The 19,925-nt window shown below is 63.1% G+C and carries 20 protein-coding genes; 14 read left to right on the top strand and 6 right to left on the bottom strand.

Annotated features, from left to right (window positions below; translation table 11 throughout):
• The first annotated feature begins 240 nt into the window (after positions 1-240).
• The 12 genes from ACO06F_RS01385 (at position 241) to nhaC (ending at position 14,225) form a co-directional block, all read left to right on the top strand.
• Positions 241-1,308 (top strand): efflux RND transporter periplasmic adaptor subunit, encoded by a 1,068-nt coding sequence (locus ACO06F_RS01385; protein WP_421694912.1) that lies wholly within the window; start codon positions 241-243, stop codon positions 1,306-1,308.
• Positions 1,305-4,370, top strand: coding sequence for an efflux RND transporter permease subunit (locus ACO06F_RS01390; protein ID WP_421694913.1), 3,066 nt, complete (start codon positions 1,305-1,307; stop codon positions 4,368-4,370). The genes ACO06F_RS01385 and ACO06F_RS01390 overlap by 4 nt, the downstream gene beginning before the upstream one ends.
• Before the next feature lie 16 nt (positions 4,371-4,386).
• Positions 4,387-4,887 (top strand): Na+/H+ antiporter subunit E, encoded by a 501-nt coding sequence (locus ACO06F_RS01395; RefSeq protein ID WP_421694914.1) that lies wholly within the window; start codon positions 4,387-4,389, stop codon positions 4,885-4,887.
• 2 nt (positions 4,888-4,889) lie between these two features.
• Positions 4,890-5,186 (top strand): monovalent cation/H+ antiporter complex subunit F, encoded by a 297-nt coding sequence (locus ACO06F_RS01400; protein WP_421694915.1) that lies wholly within the window; start codon positions 4,890-4,892, stop codon positions 5,184-5,186.
• The gene (locus ACO06F_RS01405) at positions 5,170-5,454 is read left to right on the top strand and encodes a monovalent cation/H(+) antiporter subunit G (RefSeq protein ID WP_421694916.1); all 285 of its coding nucleotides are present in this window, start codon (positions 5,170-5,172) and stop codon (positions 5,452-5,454) included. The genes ACO06F_RS01400 and ACO06F_RS01405 overlap by 17 nt, the downstream gene beginning before the upstream one ends.
• Positions 5,454-6,386 carry a hydrogenase subunit MbhD domain-containing protein gene (locus ACO06F_RS01410; RefSeq protein WP_421694917.1) on the top strand — a complete coding sequence of 311 codons (933 nt, stop codon included), beginning with the start codon at positions 5,454-5,456 and terminating at the stop codon, positions 6,384-6,386. The genes ACO06F_RS01405 and ACO06F_RS01410 overlap by 1 nt, the downstream gene beginning before the upstream one ends.
• Positions 6,383-6,724, top strand: a complete 342-nt coding sequence (locus ACO06F_RS01415; RefSeq protein WP_421694918.1) for an NADH-quinone oxidoreductase subunit K — start codon at positions 6,383-6,385, stop codon at positions 6,722-6,724. The genes ACO06F_RS01410 and ACO06F_RS01415 overlap by 4 nt, the downstream gene beginning before the upstream one ends.
• Positions 6,721-8,208 (top strand): complex I subunit 5 family protein, encoded by a 1,488-nt coding sequence (locus ACO06F_RS01420; protein WP_421694919.1) that lies wholly within the window; start codon positions 6,721-6,723, stop codon positions 8,206-8,208. Before ACO06F_RS01415 ends, ACO06F_RS01420 begins: the two co-directional genes overlap by 4 nt.
• On the top strand, positions 8,205-9,827 hold the full coding sequence (locus tag ACO06F_RS01425; protein ID WP_421694920.1) for a complex I subunit 5 family protein: 1,623 nt from the start codon (positions 8,205-8,207) through the stop codon (positions 9,825-9,827). The genes ACO06F_RS01420 and ACO06F_RS01425 overlap by 4 nt, the downstream gene beginning before the upstream one ends.
• A gap of 198 nt (positions 9,828-10,025) precedes the next feature.
• Complete coding sequence (locus ACO06F_RS01430; RefSeq protein WP_421694921.1) at positions 10,026-11,456, top strand: basic amino acid/polyamine antiporter; 1,431 nt, start codon at positions 10,026-10,028, stop codon at positions 11,454-11,456.
• An 18-nt stretch (positions 11,457-11,474) separates the two neighbouring features.
• A complete protein-coding gene (arcA, locus tag ACO06F_RS01435; RefSeq protein ID WP_421694922.1) occupies positions 11,475-12,722 on the top strand; it encodes an arginine deiminase in 1,248 nt (415 codons plus the stop codon).
• Positions 12,723-12,782: 60 nt separating this feature from the next.
• On the top strand, positions 12,783-14,225 hold the full coding sequence (gene nhaC / locus ACO06F_RS01440) for a Na+/H+ antiporter NhaC (RefSeq protein ID WP_421694923.1): 1,443 nt from the start codon (positions 12,783-12,785) through the stop codon (positions 14,223-14,225).
• Here nhaC and ACO06F_RS01445 read toward each other — a convergent pair.
• Entirely contained in the window at positions 14,222-14,839 is a 618-nt protein-coding gene (locus ACO06F_RS01445; RefSeq protein WP_421694924.1) for a MarC family protein, read from the bottom strand. The genes nhaC and ACO06F_RS01445 overlap by 4 nt on opposite strands.
• A gap of 125 nt (positions 14,840-14,964) precedes the next feature.
• Here ACO06F_RS01445 and ACO06F_RS01450 point away from each other — a divergent pair, with 125 nt between their 5' ends.
• Both ACO06F_RS01450 and ACO06F_RS01455 read left to right on the top strand, forming a co-directional pair.
• A complete protein-coding gene (locus tag ACO06F_RS01450) occupies positions 14,965-15,483 on the top strand; it encodes a hypothetical protein (protein WP_421694925.1) in 519 nt (172 codons plus the stop codon).
• A 126-nt stretch (positions 15,484-15,609) separates the two neighbouring features.
• Entirely contained in the window at positions 15,610-16,671 is a 1,062-nt protein-coding gene (locus tag ACO06F_RS01455) for an AI-2E family transporter (RefSeq protein WP_421694926.1), read from the top strand.
• A 19-nt stretch (positions 16,672-16,690) separates the two neighbouring features.
• Here the strand turns inward: ACO06F_RS01455 and ACO06F_RS01460 are convergent, their stop codons facing one another.
• From ACO06F_RS01460 to ACO06F_RS01480, 5 genes are read right to left on the bottom strand one after another with little or no spacing between them, the layout of a single operon-like run.
• Positions 16,691-16,957, bottom strand: coding sequence for a hypothetical protein (locus ACO06F_RS01460; RefSeq protein ID WP_421694927.1), 267 nt, complete (start codon positions 16,955-16,957; stop codon positions 16,691-16,693).
• A gap of 60 nt (positions 16,958-17,017) precedes the next feature.
• Positions 17,018-17,440, bottom strand: a complete 423-nt coding sequence (locus ACO06F_RS01465) for an HIT family protein (protein ID WP_421694928.1) — start codon at positions 17,438-17,440, stop codon at positions 17,018-17,020.
• A gap of 13 nt (positions 17,441-17,453) precedes the next feature.
• Entirely contained in the window at positions 17,454-18,596 is a 1,143-nt protein-coding gene (locus ACO06F_RS01470) for a GNAT family N-acetyltransferase (protein WP_421694929.1), read from the bottom strand.
• Position 18,597: 1 nt separating this feature from the next.
• A complete protein-coding gene (locus tag ACO06F_RS01475) occupies positions 18,598-19,356 on the bottom strand; it encodes a glycerophosphodiester phosphodiesterase family protein (protein ID WP_421694930.1) in 759 nt (252 codons plus the stop codon).
• 2 nt (positions 19,357-19,358) lie between these two features.
• A complete protein-coding gene (locus ACO06F_RS01480; RefSeq protein WP_421694931.1) occupies positions 19,359-19,823 on the bottom strand; it encodes a RidA family protein in 465 nt (154 codons plus the stop codon).
• Positions 19,824-19,925 lie beyond the last annotated feature (102 nt).

Genomic DNA, 19,925 nt, shown 5'->3' on the forward strand with positions numbered 1-19,925 from the left:
GTGACGAGCTAAAAAGGCCCGGTGCAAACCGGGCCTTTTTGTTGTGCTCTCCACGGCGCGCACGGGTTGTCCAAAGTGATGCTCCACCCGTTACTTTCAAAAAATCATCTTGAGTTGTGTTCTCGCATTTTGCAATCTCGAACCAGCTTATGAGTGTGCCCTCACGCGGGACACGAGGGACGGGAGCAGATGATGATTGAAGCGCAAACGGGTGAGATTGGGCGTTGGCTCGGGTGGCACATGAGAGGTGCTGTCCTGCTCGCCCTGTCTGCAACGCTTCTCGGCTGCAAGCAGGAGGCCGCCGCACCCGAAGTTGCGCCGCGCATGGTGCGGACGGAGACGGTCGCGAAGCGCGATGCGTCCGCCGCCATCACGCTGACGGGCCGAATCGAGGCTGAGGATGAAGTGCCGCTGGCATTCCGCATCGGGGGCCGCCTGCTCGAGAACAAGGCCGTGGCCGGGCAGCGTGTGGAAGCGGGAGACGTTGTCGCGCGGCTTGAATCGCAGAATGAGGAAAACACGCTTCGTGCCGCGGCCGCCGCACTCTCCGCCGCGGAAGCACAGCTCACCCAGGCGCGCAGCCATTTCGAGCGGCAGCAGACGCTGTTCCGCCAGGGCTGGGCCACGCGCGCCAATTTCGAGATTGCCGAGAAGGGTTATCAGACGGCGTCGTCCCAGGTTGACGCTGCCGCAGCGCAGCTGCGCTCCGCCGAGGATCTGATGAGCTTCACGGAGCTGAAGGCCGATCAGCCGGGCGTGTTCACACTTGCGGGTCCATCGGCTGGCGAAGTGGTGCAGGCCGGGCAGATGGTGGCACGGCTCGCCCGGCAGGATGGCCGGGATGCCGTGTTCGATGTGCCCGCACAAGTGATCCGCACCGCACCGCGTGACCCCAAGATCACGGTGACGCTTGCCGATGAACCGAGTGTGAGCGTGAAGGGCCATGTGCGCGAAGTTTCTCCCACGGCTGATCCCGTCACCCGGACATTTGCTGTGAAGGTGAGTCTCGAATCGCCCCCCGAGGCGATGCGCCTTGGCGCCACGGTGACGGGCACCATGCAGACCGCGGAAGATCCGGTGATCGAAATTCCCGCTGGCGCCCTCACACGGTCGAACCAGCTGCCTGCGGTGTGGATCGTCGATCCGGCCGCCCTCACGGTGTCACTGCGCAACATCGAAGTGGCGCGCTTCGGTGAGTCCCTCGTGGCCGTTGCCGATGGCCTGTCAGCGGGCGATCTCGTCGTCACCGCCGGTGTGCAGGCGCTGCACCCGGGCCAGCAGGTGCGCCTGCTCGAGCCGCAGCAATGAGCGGGTTCAATCTCTCGGGCTGGGCGCTCAAATACCGCTCGATCACCATTTACCTGATGCTGATTGCGGTGCTGGCGGGTGTCGCCTCCTATTACCGGCTGGGCCGCAGCGAAGACCCGTCTTTCATCATCAAGACCATGGTGGTGCAGGCGGCCTGGCCTGGCGCCACGGTTGAGGAAACGCTGAAGCAGGTGACGGAGCGGCTGGAGCGCACGCTGCAGGAAACGCCGCATCTCGATTTCCTCCGCAGCTTCACGCGCGCCGGTGTGACCACCATCTTCGTCAACCTCGACGGCAAGACGAACGCCGCGGAAGTGGCGGATACCTGGTATCAGGTGCGCAAGAACATCGGCGACATGCGCCACACCCTGCCGCAGGGCGTCATCGGCCCCGGCTTCAACGATGATTTCGGTGACACATTCGGCATCATCTATGGCGTCACCGCCGACGGCTTCAGCCACCGGGAGCTCCGCGACTATGTGGAGGGCATCCGCTCACAACTGCTGAACGTGACGGACGTCTCCAAGGTCGAGCTTCTCGGCACCCAGGATGAGCGCATCTATATCGAATTCTCGATGTCCGACCTCGCGACGCTTGGCATCGACCGATCGGCACTTCTCGCTGCGCTTCAGGCGCAGAACATCGTGCGGCCGGCGGGCCTGATCGAAACCGACAATGAATCGATCTCGCTGCGCGTCTCGGGCTCTTTCGAGTCGGAGCAGGACATCGCCAACGTCAATTTCGCCGTGGACGGGCGCATGCTGCGGCTTGCCGACATCGCCAAGGTGCGCCGTGGCTATGCCGATCCGCCGCAGCCGCTGTTCCGGGTGGATGGCAAGCCCGCAATCGGCATTGCGATTGCCATGCGCGACGGCGGGGACATTCTGGCACTGGGCGAGAACATCAAGAAGGCCATGGCCGTGGCGACCGCCAATCTGCCATTGGGCATCGAGCCTATTTTGGTCGCTGATCAGGCCGTGACGGTGGATACCGCCATCGCCGAGTTCATGTCCTCCCTGTGGCAGGCCGTGGGCATCATCCTCGTCGTCAGCTTCCTTAGCCTTGGTGTGAGGCCGGGGCTGGTCATCGCGCTCGCCATTCCGCTGACACTCGCCATCGTGTTCTCGGTCATGGACCTTGTGAGCATCGACATGCAGCGCATTTCGCTGGGCGCGCTCATCATCGCGCTGGCGCTTCTCGTCGATGATGCGATGACGACGACGGATGCGATGCTGAACCGGCTGGGGCAGGGGGACAGCAAGGTGGAAGCCGCCACCTTCGCCTATCGCACCTATGCCTATGCCATGCTGGCGGGCACTTTCGTGACCATGGCGGGTTTCGTTCCCGTGGGCTTCGCGGCAAGCTCGGCTGGTGAATATACGTTCTCGCTCTTTGCCGTGGTCAGCATTGCGCTGCTCGTGTCCTGGTTTGTGGCGGTGCTGTTTGCGCCCTTGCTAGGGATCGCGATCCTCAAGCCGCCGAAGGCTTCTTCCGGCAAGCCGGGGATCGTGTTCCGAACCTATCGGGGCCTCTTGAGTTTCGCCATCCGCGCCAAGTGGTTGACGCTGGGGCTGACGGCCGTTCTGTTCGCGGGATCGATCATGGCGCTGCCGCTGATCCCGAGCCAGTTCTTCCCGTCCTCGGACCGGCCCGAATTGCTGGTGGACATCAGCCTGCCGCAGAATTCCTCGATCTATGGCAGCCAGACCGCGGCCGAGCGCTTCGATGCGCTGCTGAAGGATGACAAGGACGTTGACCGCTGGAGCACCTATGTGGGCCGCGGCGCCATCCGCTTCTACCTGCCGCTCAATGTGCAGCTGCCCAATGACTTCTTCACCCAGGCGGTGATCGTCGCGAAGGACGTGGAAGCCCGCGACCGGCTGCAGCTGAAGCTGCAGGATGCCCTCGCCAGGGATTTCCCCAATGCCATTTCGCGCGTCTATCCGCTGGAGCTGGGGCCGCCGGTGGGCTGGCCGGTGCAATACCGCGTGAGCGGCCCGGATCTTTCCAAGGTGCGCGAGATTTCGCTCAACCTCGCCAAGGTCATTGCCTCCAACCCCCATGCGGTGAACATCAATTTCGACTGGCAGGAGCCGGCCCGGCAATTGCGCATCAGGATCGACCAGGACGAAGCGCGGCTCCTCGGCCTCAATTCGCAATCCGTGGCGCGGATCCTCAACACGGTGGTCTCCGGCGTGCCGGTCACCCAGCTCCGGGACGATATCTACCTCGTCGATGTGGTGGCGCGCGCCAATGATGAGCAACGCGTGTCGATCAATTCGCTGCGCTCGCTGCAGATCCCGCTGCCCAATGGCCGCACTGTTCCGCTGAGCCAGTTCGCCTCCTTTGACAATGAGCTTGAGTATCCGCTGATCTGGCGGCGTGACCGGGTGCCGACCCTCACCGTCAATGCCGATCTCACACCGGGCATTCTTCCGGCCGAAGTGGTCGCAAATCTCGACGGTTCCATTGCGGAGCTCTCCGCCTCGCTGCCTCCGGGCTATGCGATCGCGACGGGTGGCACGGTTGAAGAGGCTGCCAAGTCGCAGGCCTCTGTCATCGCCGTGGTGCCGGTCATGCTGCTCATCATGTTCACCGTGCTCATGTTCCAGCTGAAGAGCTTCCAGCGCCTGTTCATCGTGCTGAGTGTCGCGCCTCTGGGCCTCATCGGCGTTGTGGGTGCATTGCTCTTGTCCGGCAGGCCTCTGGGCTTTGTCGCGATCCTGGGGATCCTGGCGCTTCTCGGGATGATCACCAAGAATGCGGTGATCCTCTTGGGCCAGATCGATGCCGAGCGGGAGCAGGGCAAGGATGTGCTGTCGGCGGCGGTCGATGCCAGCTCGGCGCGCTTCCGGCCGATCATGTTGACGGCGATTTCGACCGTGCTGGGCATGATCCCCATTGCCTTCACCGTGTTCTGGGGGCCGATGGCATTTGCCATCATGGGCGGATTGCTGGTGGCAACGGTGCTGACGCTCATCTTCCTGCCCACGCTTTACGTGACATGGTTCAGCTGGCGGGAGCCTTCGAAGAAGAACACGGTTGAAGCGGCGGCAGGCTGAACGGGGAGGTGGACCGATGGTGCCTGTCTCTCATGCGAGTCCCTCGCGCCTGCGGCCGCTGCTGACGCGCGCGGGGTTCTGCTTTCTGTTCTGGCTGATGCTCGCTGGCACGGCCACGAAGGATATTCTGCCCGGCGTCATCGCTGCTTTCATCGCCGCGAAGGTCAGCCTCAGCCTGCTGCCGCCCCATGCCTTGAGCCTGCGGGCAGGGCCAGCGCTGATGATGTTCCTGCGCTTCATCGGCCAGAGCTTTGGCGCGGGGCTCTACGTGGCGCGCTGCGCACTTGACCCTCGCATGCCCCTGTTCCCTGGAATGATCGTGTTCCGCCCGCGGCTCGCGGCGGGGCCGCGGCAGGACGCCTTTGCCACATTGTCCAGCCTGTTGCCGGGCACGCTGCCGTCCGGCCCTGATCAAGGCGGCATGGCCGTGCATTGCCTTGATGTGACAAAACCCGTGGCGGCGCAATTGAGCGGCGAAGAAGAGCGCCTGATGCGCGCCTTCAGGGAGGCGCCCTGACCATGTCCCAGTTTCTGTTCGGCGCTGCGGGCTTCGTGCTGCTGATGGTGGCGATGGGGCTATACCGCATCCTGCGGGGGCCCGCGGATGCTGACCGCATGATGGCTGCACAGCTCATCGGCTCCGGCGGTGTGGCCGTGCTGCTGCTGCTCTCGGCGGCGATGGAGATGCCGCCCATTGTGGATGCCGCGCTGATGCTGGCCATACTTGCCGTCTTCGCCTCGGCGGGATTCGTCAGCAGCCTCGCCCCTTCCAAACCGGCCGATGCGGCGGAGGATGCACGTGACGTTCGCCGCTGACATCTTCACGATCATCGCCGTGATTGCGGGCTGCCTGCTCTACATGTCAGGCACGGTGGCGCTGCTGCGCTTTCCCGATGCGTTGAGCCGCCTCCACGCGCTGACCAAGGTTGACAATCTCGGGCTCGGCCTCATCGCCGCCGGGCTCTTGCCGCAAGTGGCGGGTCCCGGCGCTGCGGCGAAGCTCATCGCCGTGTGGCTGCTGGTGCAGTTCTCGGGCGCCATCGTCACGCAGATCCTCGCGCGCGCGGTCAGGGAGCGGGGCTGATGGAGACCCTCGTCGACGTGTTTCTCGCCCTGCTGCTCATCGCCATGGGGGGCTGGGCTGTGGTGGCGCGGGAGGCACGCAGCGCCGTCATCATCTTCATCATCTATGGTCTGCTGCTGTCACTCGTGTGGGTCAGGATTGCGGCGGTCGATGTGGCCTTGACGGAAGCGGCCATCGGCAGTGGCGTGACCGGCATGCTGCTGATCACAGCCGCAGCGCGCCTTCGCCCCGCCGTGCGCACGGCCTTCGTGCCGGGGCTTCCCTTCCGCGTGATTGCGGGGGTCTTCTGCGCTGCCATTGCCGGTGGGATCGCCGTGCTCCCGCTTTACGCCGGGCCTCCCGCCTCTCTCGCCGCTCAGGCTGTTGATAATCTGGCCTCCAGCGGGCTTGGCAACCCCGTGGCGGGCGTTCTCTTTGTCTACCGGGCCTTCGACACGCTTCTCGAGAAAGTCGTGCTGCTGCTGGCGCTGCTGGGCGTGTGGTCACTGGCGCCAGATAAGTTCTGGGGCGGAATTCCGGGCCTCAAGGTGATCGCGGAACGGGACAGCGCGCTGGTGTTCCTCGCCCGCACCTTGCCGCCCGTGGGTATCATGTTCGCGATCTACATGACGTGGGTAGGGGCAGATGGGCCGGGTGGCGCCTTCCAGGGCGGCACGGTTCTGGCCGCCATGTGGATCTTGGTGATGATGGCGGGGCTGTGGCCCGTGCCACCAATCCAGTCGCGCCCCTTGCGCATCATGCTGCTGGCGGGGCCTGCGATTTTCCTCGTGATCGGCCTTGCGGGCTTCGTTCTGGCGGATGCCTTCCTCGCCTATCCGTCGGGCTTCGCAAAGCTGCTCATCATCGTGGTTGAGTTCGCACTCACACTGTCAATCGGCGTTGCGCTGGGCCTTCTTGCGGCCGGCCCCCCGGAAAGGGCACCACCCACATGAGCGCGGTCACGCTGTTCTGGCTGTGCGGCGCGGCGCTGGTGGGGCTCGGGCTTTACGGGCTCACCGTCAACCCGCAGCCTCTGCGCAAGATTCTGGCGCTCAATCTTCTGGGGTCCGGCGTGTTCCTGCTGTTCGGTGTCATCGCACGGCGCGGCGCGGGGGCAGGGCTCGGTGGTGATCCCGTGCCGCAGGCGCTGGTGATTACGGGGATCGTCGTTGCCTTTTCGGCCACCGCCCTTGCCGTGGCGCTGCTCATGCGGCTCGATGCCGTATCGGGCGAAGCGAGCCTCGCTACCGATGATGAGGCACCACCGCCACCTCCGGGTGACCAGACGTGACCCCGGGCGGGCCGCTTCTCATTCTGGCGATCGTCCTCCCGGTCGCGGCGATCCTGCTGCTCATGCTGCTGGGCGGACGCTGGCTGCCGCGCCTCGTTCCCGTGTTTCTGGCTGCGGGGCTTGCCGTCGCAGTGGCGATTTTCGTCCTCGTCTGGGAAAGCGGCGCGCCAATCGTCTATGTGGTGGGGGGCTGGCAGCCGCCGCTTGGTATTGTGCTGCGGGCAGACGGCATTTCAGCCGTGATGATGGCGGTGACGGCCATCATCATCTGCGCCGCGGGTGCCTTCGCCTGGGCGGATTTCGGACAGTCCCCGGCCGCACCCGAAGCGCGCCAGCCCATCGTGTTCTGGTGCCTGCTGCTGGCAATCTGGCTGGCGCTCAACGCGCTGTTCCTGAGCGGGGACCTGTTCAATCTCTATGTGGCCCTCGAGCTGCTCACTTTTGCGGCCGTGCCGCTGGTCTGCATCAAGGGGAGTGCGGCCACGCTGCAGGCAGCGCTTCGCTACCTGCTCTACGCAGTGCTGGGCTCGATGCTTTATCTTTTGGGTGCCGCATTGATCTATGGCGCTTATGGCACGCTGGACATTACCAGCCTCTCGGGCCTGGTGAAGCCCGAACCCGTGGCCTTCATCGCCGCGGCGCTGATGACCGTGGGGCTTCTCGCCAAGACGGCACTGTTCCCGCTTCATCTGTGGCTGCCGCCGGCGCATGCGGGCGCTCCTGCGGCGGGGAGTGCCGTGCTTTCAGCGCTGGTGGTCAAGGGCTCTTTCTTTCTCATCGTGCGGCTGTGGTTCGATGCGATGCCGCAATTGCGTGAGCCTGCCGCCATGCAGATGCTCGCTGCACTTGGCGCTGCTGCGGTGCTGTTCGGCAGCATTCTGGCGCTCCGTCAGAAGCGGCTGAAGCTGCTCGTTGCCTATTCGACGGTGGCGCAGATCGGCTATCTGTTCTTCCTGTTCCCGCTCGTATCACTCGCAGCACCCGAGGCCATGTGGAATGGCTTTGCGTGGACCGGCGGCTGGCTGCAACTCATCTCCCACGCCTTTGCCAAGGCCGCGATGTTCATGGCGGCAGGCCTCATCGCGGAGGCGCTAGGGCATGACCGGATCGATGATCTGGGGGGTGCCGCCAAGGCCGTACCGCTGGCGGTGCTGACATTTGCGATTTCCGGGCTCTCGCTGATGGGCGTTCCGCCGAGCGGAGGTTTCTCAGCCAAATGGCTGCTGCTGGTGGCATCGGTTGGCGAAGGGCAGTGGCTGTGGGCCGTGGTGATCCTGGCCGGCGGCCTCATCGCGGCCGCCTATGTGTTCAGAGTGCTCGGCCGCATGGTGGCGCCTTCCGGCGGCGGGGTTGAAATCAGCCCCGTGGCGCAGGGGCGGCAGGTCATCGCGCTCGGCCTGGCGCTGGTGACGCTGGCGCTGGCATTTGTGCCGCTCGCACCATCGCCGCTTCTGCAGATCGGCCGGATGGTGACACCATCATGACCGGGGGAACATGGCTCATCCTCACGCTGCTCATGCCGCTGGCGATGCTGGCCTCCTGCCTGTTCCGGCCCATGCGCGCGGCGATGCCGGTGTTGCTGCCCATAGCACCGCTTCCGGGCCTGATTGCCGCATTGGTGGTGCCGGACGGCGCGAGCCAGGCGGTGCCCCAGCTCTTCGGGCTGACGCTGCAGATGGACGAGCCGGCCGCTCTGCTGTTGGGGGCGTCTTCACTGCTCTGGATGCTGGCAGGATTCTCCGCCACGGATTTTCTGCGCGGAAGGTCTGATGCGCCACGCTTTTGCGCCTGGTGGCTGCTGACGCTTGCCGGAAGCCTTGGTATCTTCATCGCCGCCGACCTGATCAGCTTCTATCTTCTGTTCACCATCGTGAGCCTCGCGGCCTATGGCCTTGTGGTGTTCGATGGCAGCGGGCAAGCCCAGCGCGCAGGCGTGGTCTATGTGGCCGCGGCCCTTCTGGGTGAGGCGTTTCTGCTGTTCGCCTTCGTCATTCTGGCCGAAGCCTCTCCCGGGCACAGCCTGCTCATCGCCGATGCAGTGAAGGGCCTCGCGGCCGCGCCGTGGGGCAATGCCGCCATTGCAGCGCTTATCCTCGGCTTTGGCCTGAAGACCGGGCTCGTGCCGCTTCATGTGTGGATGCCGCTCACCTATGCCGCGGCCCCCATTCCCGCCGCTGCGGTGTTGAGCGGTGCGGCCTCCAAGGCCGGCATCATCGGCCTCATCCGCTTCCTGCCGGTCGACTCGGTTCCTGCCGGCTGGGGCCAGGCCTTGCTGCTGGCCGGCGCGTTCTCGGCCTTTTATGGCGTGTTGATTGGCATCACCCAGAGAGATCCGCGCAGCGTGCTGGCCTATTCGAGCGTTAGCCAGCTGGGGCTGCTGGCGGCAGTTCTGGGAGCGGGCCTTGCTGCAGGCAGTGGCGGAGTGGCCATCGCCATCGCCTTTTATTGCGTGCACCACATCCTGGCTAAGGGCGGGCTGTTCCTGGCAATTGGCGCGGTGGAGCAGCGTGCCGCCCGGCGCATCGGGATTATCCTCATCCCAGCGGCAATCGTTGCACTGGGCTTTGGCGGCCTGCCACTGACCGGCGGTGCTCTGGCGAAACTCGCCATCAAACCGATTCTGACCGGGGGCTTTGCAGGAGCGGTGGGAATATTATCCGCAATCGCAAGCAGTGTGCTGATGGTTCACTTCATCTTGCAACTGAGGAGCCGTGAGCCGAAGGCGGGGCAGGGCGCAGGGAACGCGCGGAGTGTGGGCGTCTGGCTGGCTGCAGCCGTGGCCACTGCTGCGCTGCCGTGGGCCCTGTTTCAGTCCGCAACGAGCATTCCCCTCGCATATCCCTTCACAACTGCTGCCCTCTGGGAGGCAGCGTGGCCAGTGCTGACGGGATGTGTGATGGCGCTGGTCCTGTTTGCCAGGGGTCCGCTTCCCATCCGCATTCCGGAAGGTGACGTGCTGCACCCCTTTGAGCGCCTGGTTGTGCCTCTCGCGGCGCGAAGCGGCGACGGCATGGAATGGTTCGAGGCAAGGCTTCGTCAATGGCCCATCGCCTGTGCGGTTTTCCTGGGGATCGTGATCGCTTTTGCAGTGATGCTGGCCTGATTGCCGGAAACCACGGCATGCGGCGATAACAAGGTTGTGAAATGGGTCCCGAACGTACGCTTTCCACCCGGCGGACTTGTATCCAATTGCGTAATTGCATAAGGTTGCAGCATTCGGGTGTGAAATGAAAATGACAAAGAAAACTCACTTCACCCCCGTGGGTTGATTGGCCGCAACTTGCGGCTGTTTGGGGGGACCATGGCATCTGGACAGAGTCAAAAATTTTCACTCGTTGCCCTCACCGGCATGGTCGTCGGTTCAATGGTGGGTGCGGGTATCTTCAATCTTCCGGGACGATTCGGAACAGCGACGGGACCCTTCGGCGCACTCATCGCCTGGGCCATTGCCGGAACCGGCATGTACATGCTGGCGCGCGTGTTCCAGGCCTTGGCAGAACGCAAGCCTGAAATCGACGCCGGTGTGTTCGCTTACGCCAAGGAGGGCTTTGGCGATTACATGGGCTTTCTTTCCGCCTTCGGCTATTGGCTGGGAAGCTGCCTCGGCAACGTGTTCTACTGGGTGCTCATCGGATCCACGCTCGGCGCCTTCTTTCCCGTCTTCGGCGGCGGCAGCACGATCACTGCCATCGTGGTGTCGCTTATCGGCATCTGGACTTTCCATTTCCTCATCCTGCGCGGCACCGAGCAGGCGGCCTTCGTCAACTCGGTCGTCACCGTTGCCAAGATCGTTCCGATCATCGTGGCGATTCTCGCGCTGATCTTCGTGTTCAACTACCAACAGTTTTCGGAGAATTTCTTTGGCGGCCCCGGCATGCCGGAAAAGACGCTGTTTCAGCAGGTTCGCGATACGATGCTGATTACCGTGTTCGTATTTCTCGGCATTGAAGGTGCCAGCGTCTATTCGCGTTTCGCCAAAACACGCGCGGACGTAGGGCGCGCCACGATCCTCGGCTTCCTGGGTGTGATGGGGCTGATGGTGGCAATCACACTGCTGCCCTATGCCGCCATGCCCCAGGCGTCAATCGCCGGGCTGCGCCAGCCTTCGCTCGCTGGCGTGCTCGAATCGGTCGTCGGCCATTGGGGTGCGGTGTTCATTTCAATTGGCGTGCTGATCTCGGTGCTCGGCGCCTATCTCGCCTGGTCGCTGATCTGCGCGGAGGTGCTGTTCGCCGCGGCCAAGTCCAAGGACATGCCGAAGATGTTCGCGGTGCAGAACGGCCAGAAAGTGCCGGCCAATGCACTGTGGCTGACGAACATCGTCGTTTCCCTGTTCGTCATCTCCACCTACTGGTCGCGCGATGCCTTCAACTTCATGCTGGACATGACCAGCGTGACCACGCTTCTGCCCTATCTGCTGGTGGCGGGATATGGCGTGCTCATCGCCAGGCGCGGCGAGGGCTATGAGACGGTCCCGGGCGAACGCAAGCGCGACGAGGTAATCTCATGGATTGCCGTTGCCTACACCCTCGTCATGTTCATGGCTGCGGGCCTCAAATATGTGCTGCTCGTCGCCGTTCTCTATGTGCCGGGTACCATTATGTATGCGTGGGCCAGGCGCGAGCAGAAGCTTCCGCTGTTCTCCTCAATCGACGTCTTCATCTTTGCGGCAACCGCGGCGGCAGGTCTCGTAGGTCTTTACGGGCTCCTCTCCGGCACCATTACACCCTGATCGAAAGGTAAAAGTATCATGACGGCTTCCACTGCATTTGGCGTTCACTCCGAAGTCGGCCAGCTTCGCAAGGTCATGGTCTGCGCGCCCGGCCGCGCGCACCAGCGCCTGACCCCCAGCAACTGCGACGAACTGCTGTTCGATGACGTGCTCTGGGTCGAGACCGCCAAGCGCGACCATTTCGATTTCGTGCAGAAAATGCGCGACCGCGGCGTTGACGTGGTCGAGATGCACAATCTCCTTGCGGAAACCATGGCCATTCCGGAGGCCCGCGCCTGGATCATCGACAATCAGATCGTGCCGGACCAGGTGGGGCTGGGCCTCATCGATGAAATCAAGAGCTACCTGATGGGCCTTTCCGACCGCGATCTGGCGGAAACGCTGATCGGCGGTCTGTCGACCGAGGAATTCCCCGAGAAGATCGGCGGCGACACGCTGAAGGTCATCAAGGATGCGGCGGGCATCACGGAATATCTGTTGCCGCCCCTTCCCAACACACTCTACACGCGTGATACCACCTGCTGGATTTACGGTGGCTGCACGCTGAACCCGCTCTACTGGCCCGCCCGCCACGAGGAGCCGATCCTCACCACCGCCATCTACAAGTTCCACCCGGACTTCGCGGGCAAGGTGAAAGTGTGGTGGGGTGACCCGACCAAGGACCACGGCCTTGCCACGCTCGAAGGTGGCGACGTGATGCCCATCGGCAAGGGCAATGTGCTGATCGGCATGAGCGAGCGCACCTCGCGCCAGGCGATCAGCCAGCTCGCAGCCGCCCTGTTCAAGCAGGGTGCGGCGGAGCGGGTCATCGTGGCGGCCATGCCGAAGCTTCGCGCCGCCATGCATCTCGACACGGTCTTCACCTTCGCGGATCGCGATTGCGTGCTGCTCTATCCGGACATCGTCAACAACATCCAGGCCTATTCCTACCGCCCGAGCAGCCATTCGAGCGGCGTGGAACTGCGCAAGGATGAAAAGTCCTTCGTGGAGACCGTGGCGGACTCGCTCGGTGTCAAGAAGATGCGCGTGGTGGAGACGGGCGGCACCGCCTACATGCGTGAACGTACCCAGTGGGACAGCGGCGCCAATCTCGTCTGTGCTTCGCCCGGCGTTGTCTATGCCTATGACCGCAACACCTACACCAACACGCTGCTGCGCAAGGAAGGCATTGAGGTCATCACCATCAGCGGCTCGGAGCTTGGCCGCGGCCGCGGCGGTGGCCACTGCATGACGTGCCCGATCATCCGCGACGCCGTGGATTTCTGAGGTAATGGCACTGCGCCGCGCGGGAGTTGACCCAAGCGGCGCAGCAGCCTTGGAATGAAAATGACCAAGCCAGAAGACATCCAGCCGCTGACCCTTCTCGAAGCGCTGGCGCCGGTTGCCGGCCTCGTCATTCTGGTGGGGCTTTCCTATTTCCTGTTTGGTGATGCAGGCGCCTCGGGCCCGAACCAGGTGGCGCTCGTGGTCGCCTCGATGATTGCCGTTTTCGTGGCCTGGCGCCGCGGGCATTCGCTGCAATCGCTCCATGCGGCGGCGGTCGCCAGCGTCAGTTCCGGGCTCGGTGCGATCTTCATCCTGTTTGCCGTGGGCGCGTTGATCGGCACCTGGGCGATGAGCGGAACGCTTGTCGCCATGGTCTATTACGGACTGCAGATTCTGAGCCCCAACTACTTCTATGTGACGGCAACACTCGTCTGCGCCATCGTCTCGGCCAGCATCGGCAGCTCATGGACGACGGCAGGCACGATCGGCGTCGGCTTCATGGGCATTGCCGTGAACATGGGGCTGGACCCCGGCATCACAGCCGCTGCCGTTATATCGGGTGCCTATTTCGGGGACACCACGTCACCCTTGTCCGATTCCGCCAATCTCGCGGCCGGAACCTCCGATGTCGGGCTCTATCAGCACATTCGCGAAACGCTGTTGAGCTCCACCATTGCGCTTATCCTTTCGCTTGTGGTTTTCCTTTATCTGGGCCGGCCCGGCGATTTCGATGCGACGGAGAAGATCAACGCCATCCAGCAGTTCTACCCGATGTCTCTGGTGCTGTTCCTTCCACTTGTTGTCGTGGCGGCGCTGGCCGCCCTCAAGCTTCCGCCCTTCACGGCTATTCTCACGGGGGCCATCGTGGGCGGGCTTCTGGCGGTGTTTCACGCGCCGGACCGCGTTGTTGCCTTCGCCAATGATCCTGACTTGCCGCGCTGGCTTGCCATGGTGAAGGGCGTCTGGCTGGCGCTTGCCGATGGCTACAGCGCCAAAACCGGAAACCAGATGATTGACGATCTGGTGAGCCGCGGCGGCATGGCCAGCATGCTGAAAACCATTTGGCTCGTCATCACGGCACTCGCTTTTGGAGGCATCGTGGAAAAGGCGGGTGTGCTCGAACGTCTCATCGAACCGGTGGTCAATGCGGCACGCTCAACGGGTGCCCTGATCAGTGCGTTGATCGGGTCCGTCGTCGCAGCCAATATCATCACGGCGGATCAATATATCGCCATCGTGCTGCCGGCGCGCATGTTCAAATCTGCCTTCGCCAAGCTGGGTTTCTCGCCCATCGTTCTTTCCCGGGCGGTGGGAGCGGCGGCAACACCCACATCTGCGCTCATCCCCTGGAACAGCTGCGGCGCCTATATGGCGGCAACGCTGGGCGTTGCGACGACCAGCTACGCCCCCTATGCTGTTTTCAACTTCGCCAGCCCACTGATCGTCATCGCGATCGCCTTCCTCAACATCCGCATGCCGCGCAGCGCGCCGGCTGAAGCTTAAGGGTAGATGGCGGCGGGCAGCAGCGGCTGGAACACTGAGAAGAAGGTCTGCACGGCAAGTGCCGTCAGCACCAGGCCCATGATCCTGCTCATCACATTGGTGCCGGTTGCGCCAATGGCGGACTGGATTTTTTCCGCTGACCGCAGCACCGCATAGATGATCGCCATGACGGCCAGCAGCACAATGGCGGTGACAGCCTGATCAACCAGGCTGTTGATATGGTGATCGGTCATGGCAACGATGGCGGCAATGGAACCGCCCCCCGCCAGCATGGGCATTGCCAGGGGAAACACCGCAATGTCGCCTGGCTCTTCATCCTTCACGGGCTGGGAACCCGGCACTTCGCCAAACACCATGCGAATGCCGAGGATGAGGAGGACCAGCGCCCCCGCAATCCGCAGTGCCGGCAGCGTCACGCCCACCTTCTCCAGGAACAATTGGCCAAAGGCCAGAAGGAAGATCAGGATCACCGTCGCAATCACCGTGGCGCGCATGGCGATGCGGCGGCGGTCTTGCGCGGTCATGCCGCGTGTCACCGCCAGAAAGACAGGCACCACGGCAAATGGGTTAATCGTGACCAGCAACAACATGAAGTCACTTGCAATCGACGCCATTTCGAACCTGCTCCGGCAAATGCGGCCAATGCCACAAGCTTGCATGTAGCAGACGGATCCTCACAAGATAAGACCTGCCGATATCGGACGATTCTGATAGCAGGTACCATCACCGGAAACGCCTCATGATCGAGATCAAGCTCAACACGCCCGAGCAGCTGCTCAACTCCTTCGACCCTGCACCCTTTCGCACGCGCGATCTGGATGACAGGGCGGCGGACTACATTCTGGAGCGGGCTGAGGAAGCAGCGTCCGGCGAGACGCTGCGGCTCATCCTCGATTTGCCGTCCGACCAGGCGGCGCGCGGCCTGGCGCAGGAACTGCCTTCAGCGGTTCAGAACTCTTTCGGCGCGCGCGCAAATGCCGTCCGCCGCCAGTTGCGGGAGCTGTTTCGCCTCGGCCGCCTGTCTCTCGTCATCGGGCTTGGCGTGCTTGGCCTGTGCATTCTCGTCATTCAATTGCTTGATCTGCCTTCCAGGCAAACCACTGTGGCGCAGATGACGGAGCAGGGCCTGTTCATTCTCGGCTGGGTCGCGATCTGGCGCCCCCTCGAAATTTTTCTCTATGATTGGTGGCCGCTCAAGGCACGCATCAATCTTCTCGAGAGGCTCGTGAGCGCAACTGTGGAGATCAGGCCGCGCTGAACAGCCTGACTGGCCCCAGGCCAGCGGCCTGCCAAGGGAAAGCGCCGCACTGATGTTTCAGAATTGGTGGCAGGGTGTTTCTGGTCTATCCTCCGTACAGAGAAGACGGCGAGCCGGGGAAAACATATGACAGTGACTGATGACCGCTCTGGCCTTCCGGCAGCACGCACCTTCAATCCCGCCGTGACGGTCTGCGCCATCATCCTTGCGGCTGCCGCGTTGCATTTTGGCCAGGCGGTGTTTGCGCCTATTGCCTTTGCCGTATTCATCATCGCCATCGTCTGGCCGCTGCAGCTGGCGCTCCAGAGCAAGATGCCGAAGTTCCTGGCTTTGCTCATAACCGTCATCGCCACGGTGGGCGGCATCGTGCTGATCGTCTCGTTGATGGCCTGGGGCTTCAGCGTGGTTGGCCGCTGGTTCGTGGCCAATGTCGCGCAGTTCCAGGATATCTACACCCGTTCAACCGATTGGCTCGAAACCCACGGACTGTATATTGCGGGGCCGCTCGCCGAGAAATTCAACATGTCCTGGCTGGTCCGGTTCCTGCAGGGCGTGGCGCAGAGCCTGAGCGGTCTCATCGGATTTGGCGTGCTGATCTTCATCTATGTGATCATCGGGCTGCTTGAGGTGGAGGAGTGCGCGGTGCGTCTGCAGCGCATCGAGGCGTCGCGGCGTTCCATGGGCCTCGTCGGCACGGCAAAGTCGATTGCCGCGAAATTCCGCCGCTACATGTTTGTGCGGTCCCTCGCCAGCCTGTTGACGGGAACGGTGGTGTGGATCTTCGCGCTGGGTGTGGGGCTGGAGCTTGCCTCGGCCTGGGGGGTGATCGCCTTCACCCTCAATTTCATCCCGTTCCTCGGGCCGCTGGTGGCCACGGCGCTGCCCACGCTTTTCGCGCTGGCGCAATTCGGCTCCTGGGAAATGGCGCTGGCGGTACTCGCGGGGCTGACGCTGGTTCAGTTCCTGATCGGCAATTATCTGGAGCCGCTGTTTGCGGGGGCGGCACTCTCGCTCTCACCCTTCGCCGTCATCTTTGCGGTGTTCCTGTGGAGCTTTCTGTGGGGCATTCCGGGCGTGTTCATCGGCGTGCCCGTTCTCATCGCAACGGCGGCCATCTGCGAAAGGCTGCCGTCCGCCCGCTGGGTATCGGTTCTGCTGACGAAGGGGCCGGCCACGGCCAGCCCCTGATCCTCAGCCTGACTTCGCCTCAGAGCGGATAATCGCGTTGCGGCTCAATCCCGCAGGTTTCGATGAACTTCTTCATGTCATGCACTTCGTCCTTCGAAAGCCCGTGGTCCGAGCCGTGGAAGGTGGCTGTGTTGCCGTTCATGCTGACCATCAGCCGCCCATGGCCCGAGTGGCTCAATTCCGCGCCCAGTTCCTTGAACACGGGCTCCACCTCATGGAGGTGGATGTTGTTCGGCAGCGGGTGGCTGAACAGGCTGTGCAGGATCTTGCGGTGCTTGTGATTCATGTCTGTCTCCTCATTCTGAGAGGACATTAGAAGCTGCACGCGGGGCTTCTTTGATTCTGATCAAGCCTCCAGCGCGTGGCGGATCTTCTCCGCATGCTGGGCGAGCAGGGCGTGGTCCGCCATCTTGCCTGAATGGGGCTTCAGCGCCACGCCGGTGCTGCGCGGCAGGATGTGGACGTGGAGGTGAAACACCGTCTGCCCCGCTGCGGGCTCGTTGAATTGCTGGATCAGCACGCCCTCTGCGCCAAACGCCTGGCGTGTGGCGCGGGCAACTTTCTGCACCGTGGCCATGAGCGCGCCCAGCGCAGCGGGGTCCGCGTCGAGCAGGTTGCGGGACGGGGCCTTGGGGATCACCAGCGTGTGGCCATCGGCCTGGGGCATCACATCCATGAAGGCCAGCGTGTGCTCATCCTCATAGACCTTGTGGCAGGGAATTTCGCCGCGGAGGATCTTGGCGAAGATGTTGTTGGTATCGTAGCTCATCTCAGTCACCCGTTCAGAAGTCTTGTTCCTGCCTAAATGGCGTGTGGGCCGCAAGGGCCTGCTGCTCGGCCTCAACCCCCTGGCGCTCGGCTGCCAGATAGTCCGCGACGGCGCGCTGCAGCCCGGGGTGGGCAAGGTAATGGAGGCTGTAGGTCTTCTGCGGAAGATAACCGCGCGCTAGCTTGTGGCCACCCTGCGCACCCGCTTCAACCCGCGCCAGCTTGCGGGCAATGGCGAAATCGAGCGCCTGATAGTAGCAGGTTTCGAAATGAAGGTTGTCGTGATACTCGACCGCCCCCCAGTTCCGCCCGTAAAGCGCATGCGAGCCGATGAAATTGAGCGCGCCCGCGATCATCTTGCCCGCGCGCTCCGCGATGATGAGCAGAATGTGCTCGGCCATGCACCCGCCAATGAGGCTGAAGAATTCACGGTTGAGATAGGGCGTACCCCATTTGCGCGCGCCAGTGTCCATGTAGAATTCATAGAAGGCGTCCCAGTGCCGCTCGGCAATGTCATTGCCGGTCAGCGCATGGAAGGTGATGCCGTTCTTCGCAAGGGAAGCACGTTCCTTGCGGATGTTCTTGCGCTTCTGGGAGGAGAGAGAGGCGAGAAAATCATCGAAGCTGCCATAGCCCGGATTGGCCCAGTGGAACTGGATGTCGGTTCGCTGCAGCCACAGCTTGCCGCCCAGTGCCTGCCAATCCTGTTCCGGCAGGAAGGTGATATGGACCGAAGAGGCCTTTTCCTCCGTACACAGAGCAATCAACCCCGAGGCCAGCTCGCGCCGCTCCGCTTCTGTCACGGCCATCAGGCGTGGGCCGGTGGCGGGGGTGAAGGGAACGGACACCTGCATCTTGGGGTAATAGCGCCCGCCGGCGCGCTCATAGGCATCGGCCCAGCCATGGTCGAAGACATATTCGCCCTGCGAATGGCGCTTGCGGTAGCAGGGCGCGATGCCGGTGATTTGCCCGGCCTCATCCTCCATCACCAGGTGGCGCGGCGCCCAGCCGGTCTTTGCCACCGCGCATCCAGACTCCTCCAGGCAGCGGAAGAAATCATGGGAGACGAGCGGGTTGAACTCCTGGCCCGCAGGGTTCGCCAGGCGGTCCCAGGCGTCAGGCGGAATCAACAGGGCACTGGTGACGGCTTTCAGCATCTCAGGCGGTGAAACCTTCGAAGGTGATCTGGTCCGACTGCCGCCGCGCCATTGCGGCTTCCGCCGGGGTGCGGATGGTCCAGCTGATCACCGGCATCCCATCGGCCCGCAGGGCGGTGATTGGCGCCCAGGGAAGCTCCTCGAAATAGAAGGACACGAAATCGGGCACCGTCCGGGACAGATGGGAAAGGGTGCGGAGCTCCATCTGCTTTGCCAGCGGCAGCATGCTGTAATAGGAATCGCTGGCACGCTCCGCCACGATGCCGCGGATCGTTGCAGGGGAGAGACGCCGGACAGCGGCAATCACGTCCGGGTCAAACGACATCACGCAATAGGGGCCCCGATAGTCCTTCAGCACCTTCAGCGCCCGAACCGCCAGCCTTTCATCGCCGTCCCAGTGGGACTTGAGTTCGATGATGAGCGGAACCTGGCCCTTCACCTGGGCCAGCAATTCGGCAAGTGTCTGCACACGGTCGGTTGAATGCCGGATGGTGAGTTGCTTCATCCCTGCTGCCGTGAGGTCTTTCACAAGCCCCGTGCCCTCGGTGAGGCGCTCCAGCTGCTCATCATGGAAGACCACCGCTTCACCATCGCTGGTGAGCTGAAGATCGCATTCAATGGCATAGCTCCCGGCGATCGCAGCTGCGAAGGCCGAGGCGGTGTTTTCGGCCACGCCTTTGCGCCAGTCATGCAGCCCGCGATGGGCAATAGGTTGCGCGGTGAGAAAGCCCACCGCGCGCGCAGGTGCCAGGCGGTCCATGTTCATTCCACTTCGATGATGGCTTCCACTTCCGTCGAAATGCCGAAGGGAAGTGACGGGGAGGCGACGGCCGAGCGCGCATGGCGGCCCTTGTCACCAAAAACCTCCACCATCAGGTCCGAGGCGCCATTGATGACCTTGGGGTGGTCGGTGAAGGCGGCTGTGGCGTTGACGAAGCCCACCAACTTCACCACACGCTTCACGCGGTCAAGGTCCCCGCCGCAGGCGTCCTTCAGCTGTGCCAGCACATTGATGGCGCAGAGCCTGGCGGATTTGTAGCCATCCTCCAGCGAAATCGTATCGCCCAGGCAGCCCTGCAGCGTGATCTTGCCATTGTCGATGGGGCCCTGGCCCGAGATGAAGACGAGGTTTCCCGTGCGCGACCACGGCACGTAATTGGCCACGGGTTTCACAGCTTCCGGCAGGGTGATTCCCAGTTCCGCGAGGCGCTTGTCGATCTGTCCCATTCAACTCTCCCAATGCGGAGCACTCCGGCCCCGGTGAATGAGACGAGCTTGGCCGCTTGCGCCCGGAGGGTCAAGCGCACCCATGCCTTATGAGCATGGGTG

The organism is Aestuariivirga sp. (genome assembly GCF_965227715.1).
In the GTDB taxonomy this organism is placed as follows: domain Bacteria; phylum Pseudomonadota; class Alphaproteobacteria; order Rhizobiales; family Aestuariivirgaceae; genus Aestuariivirga.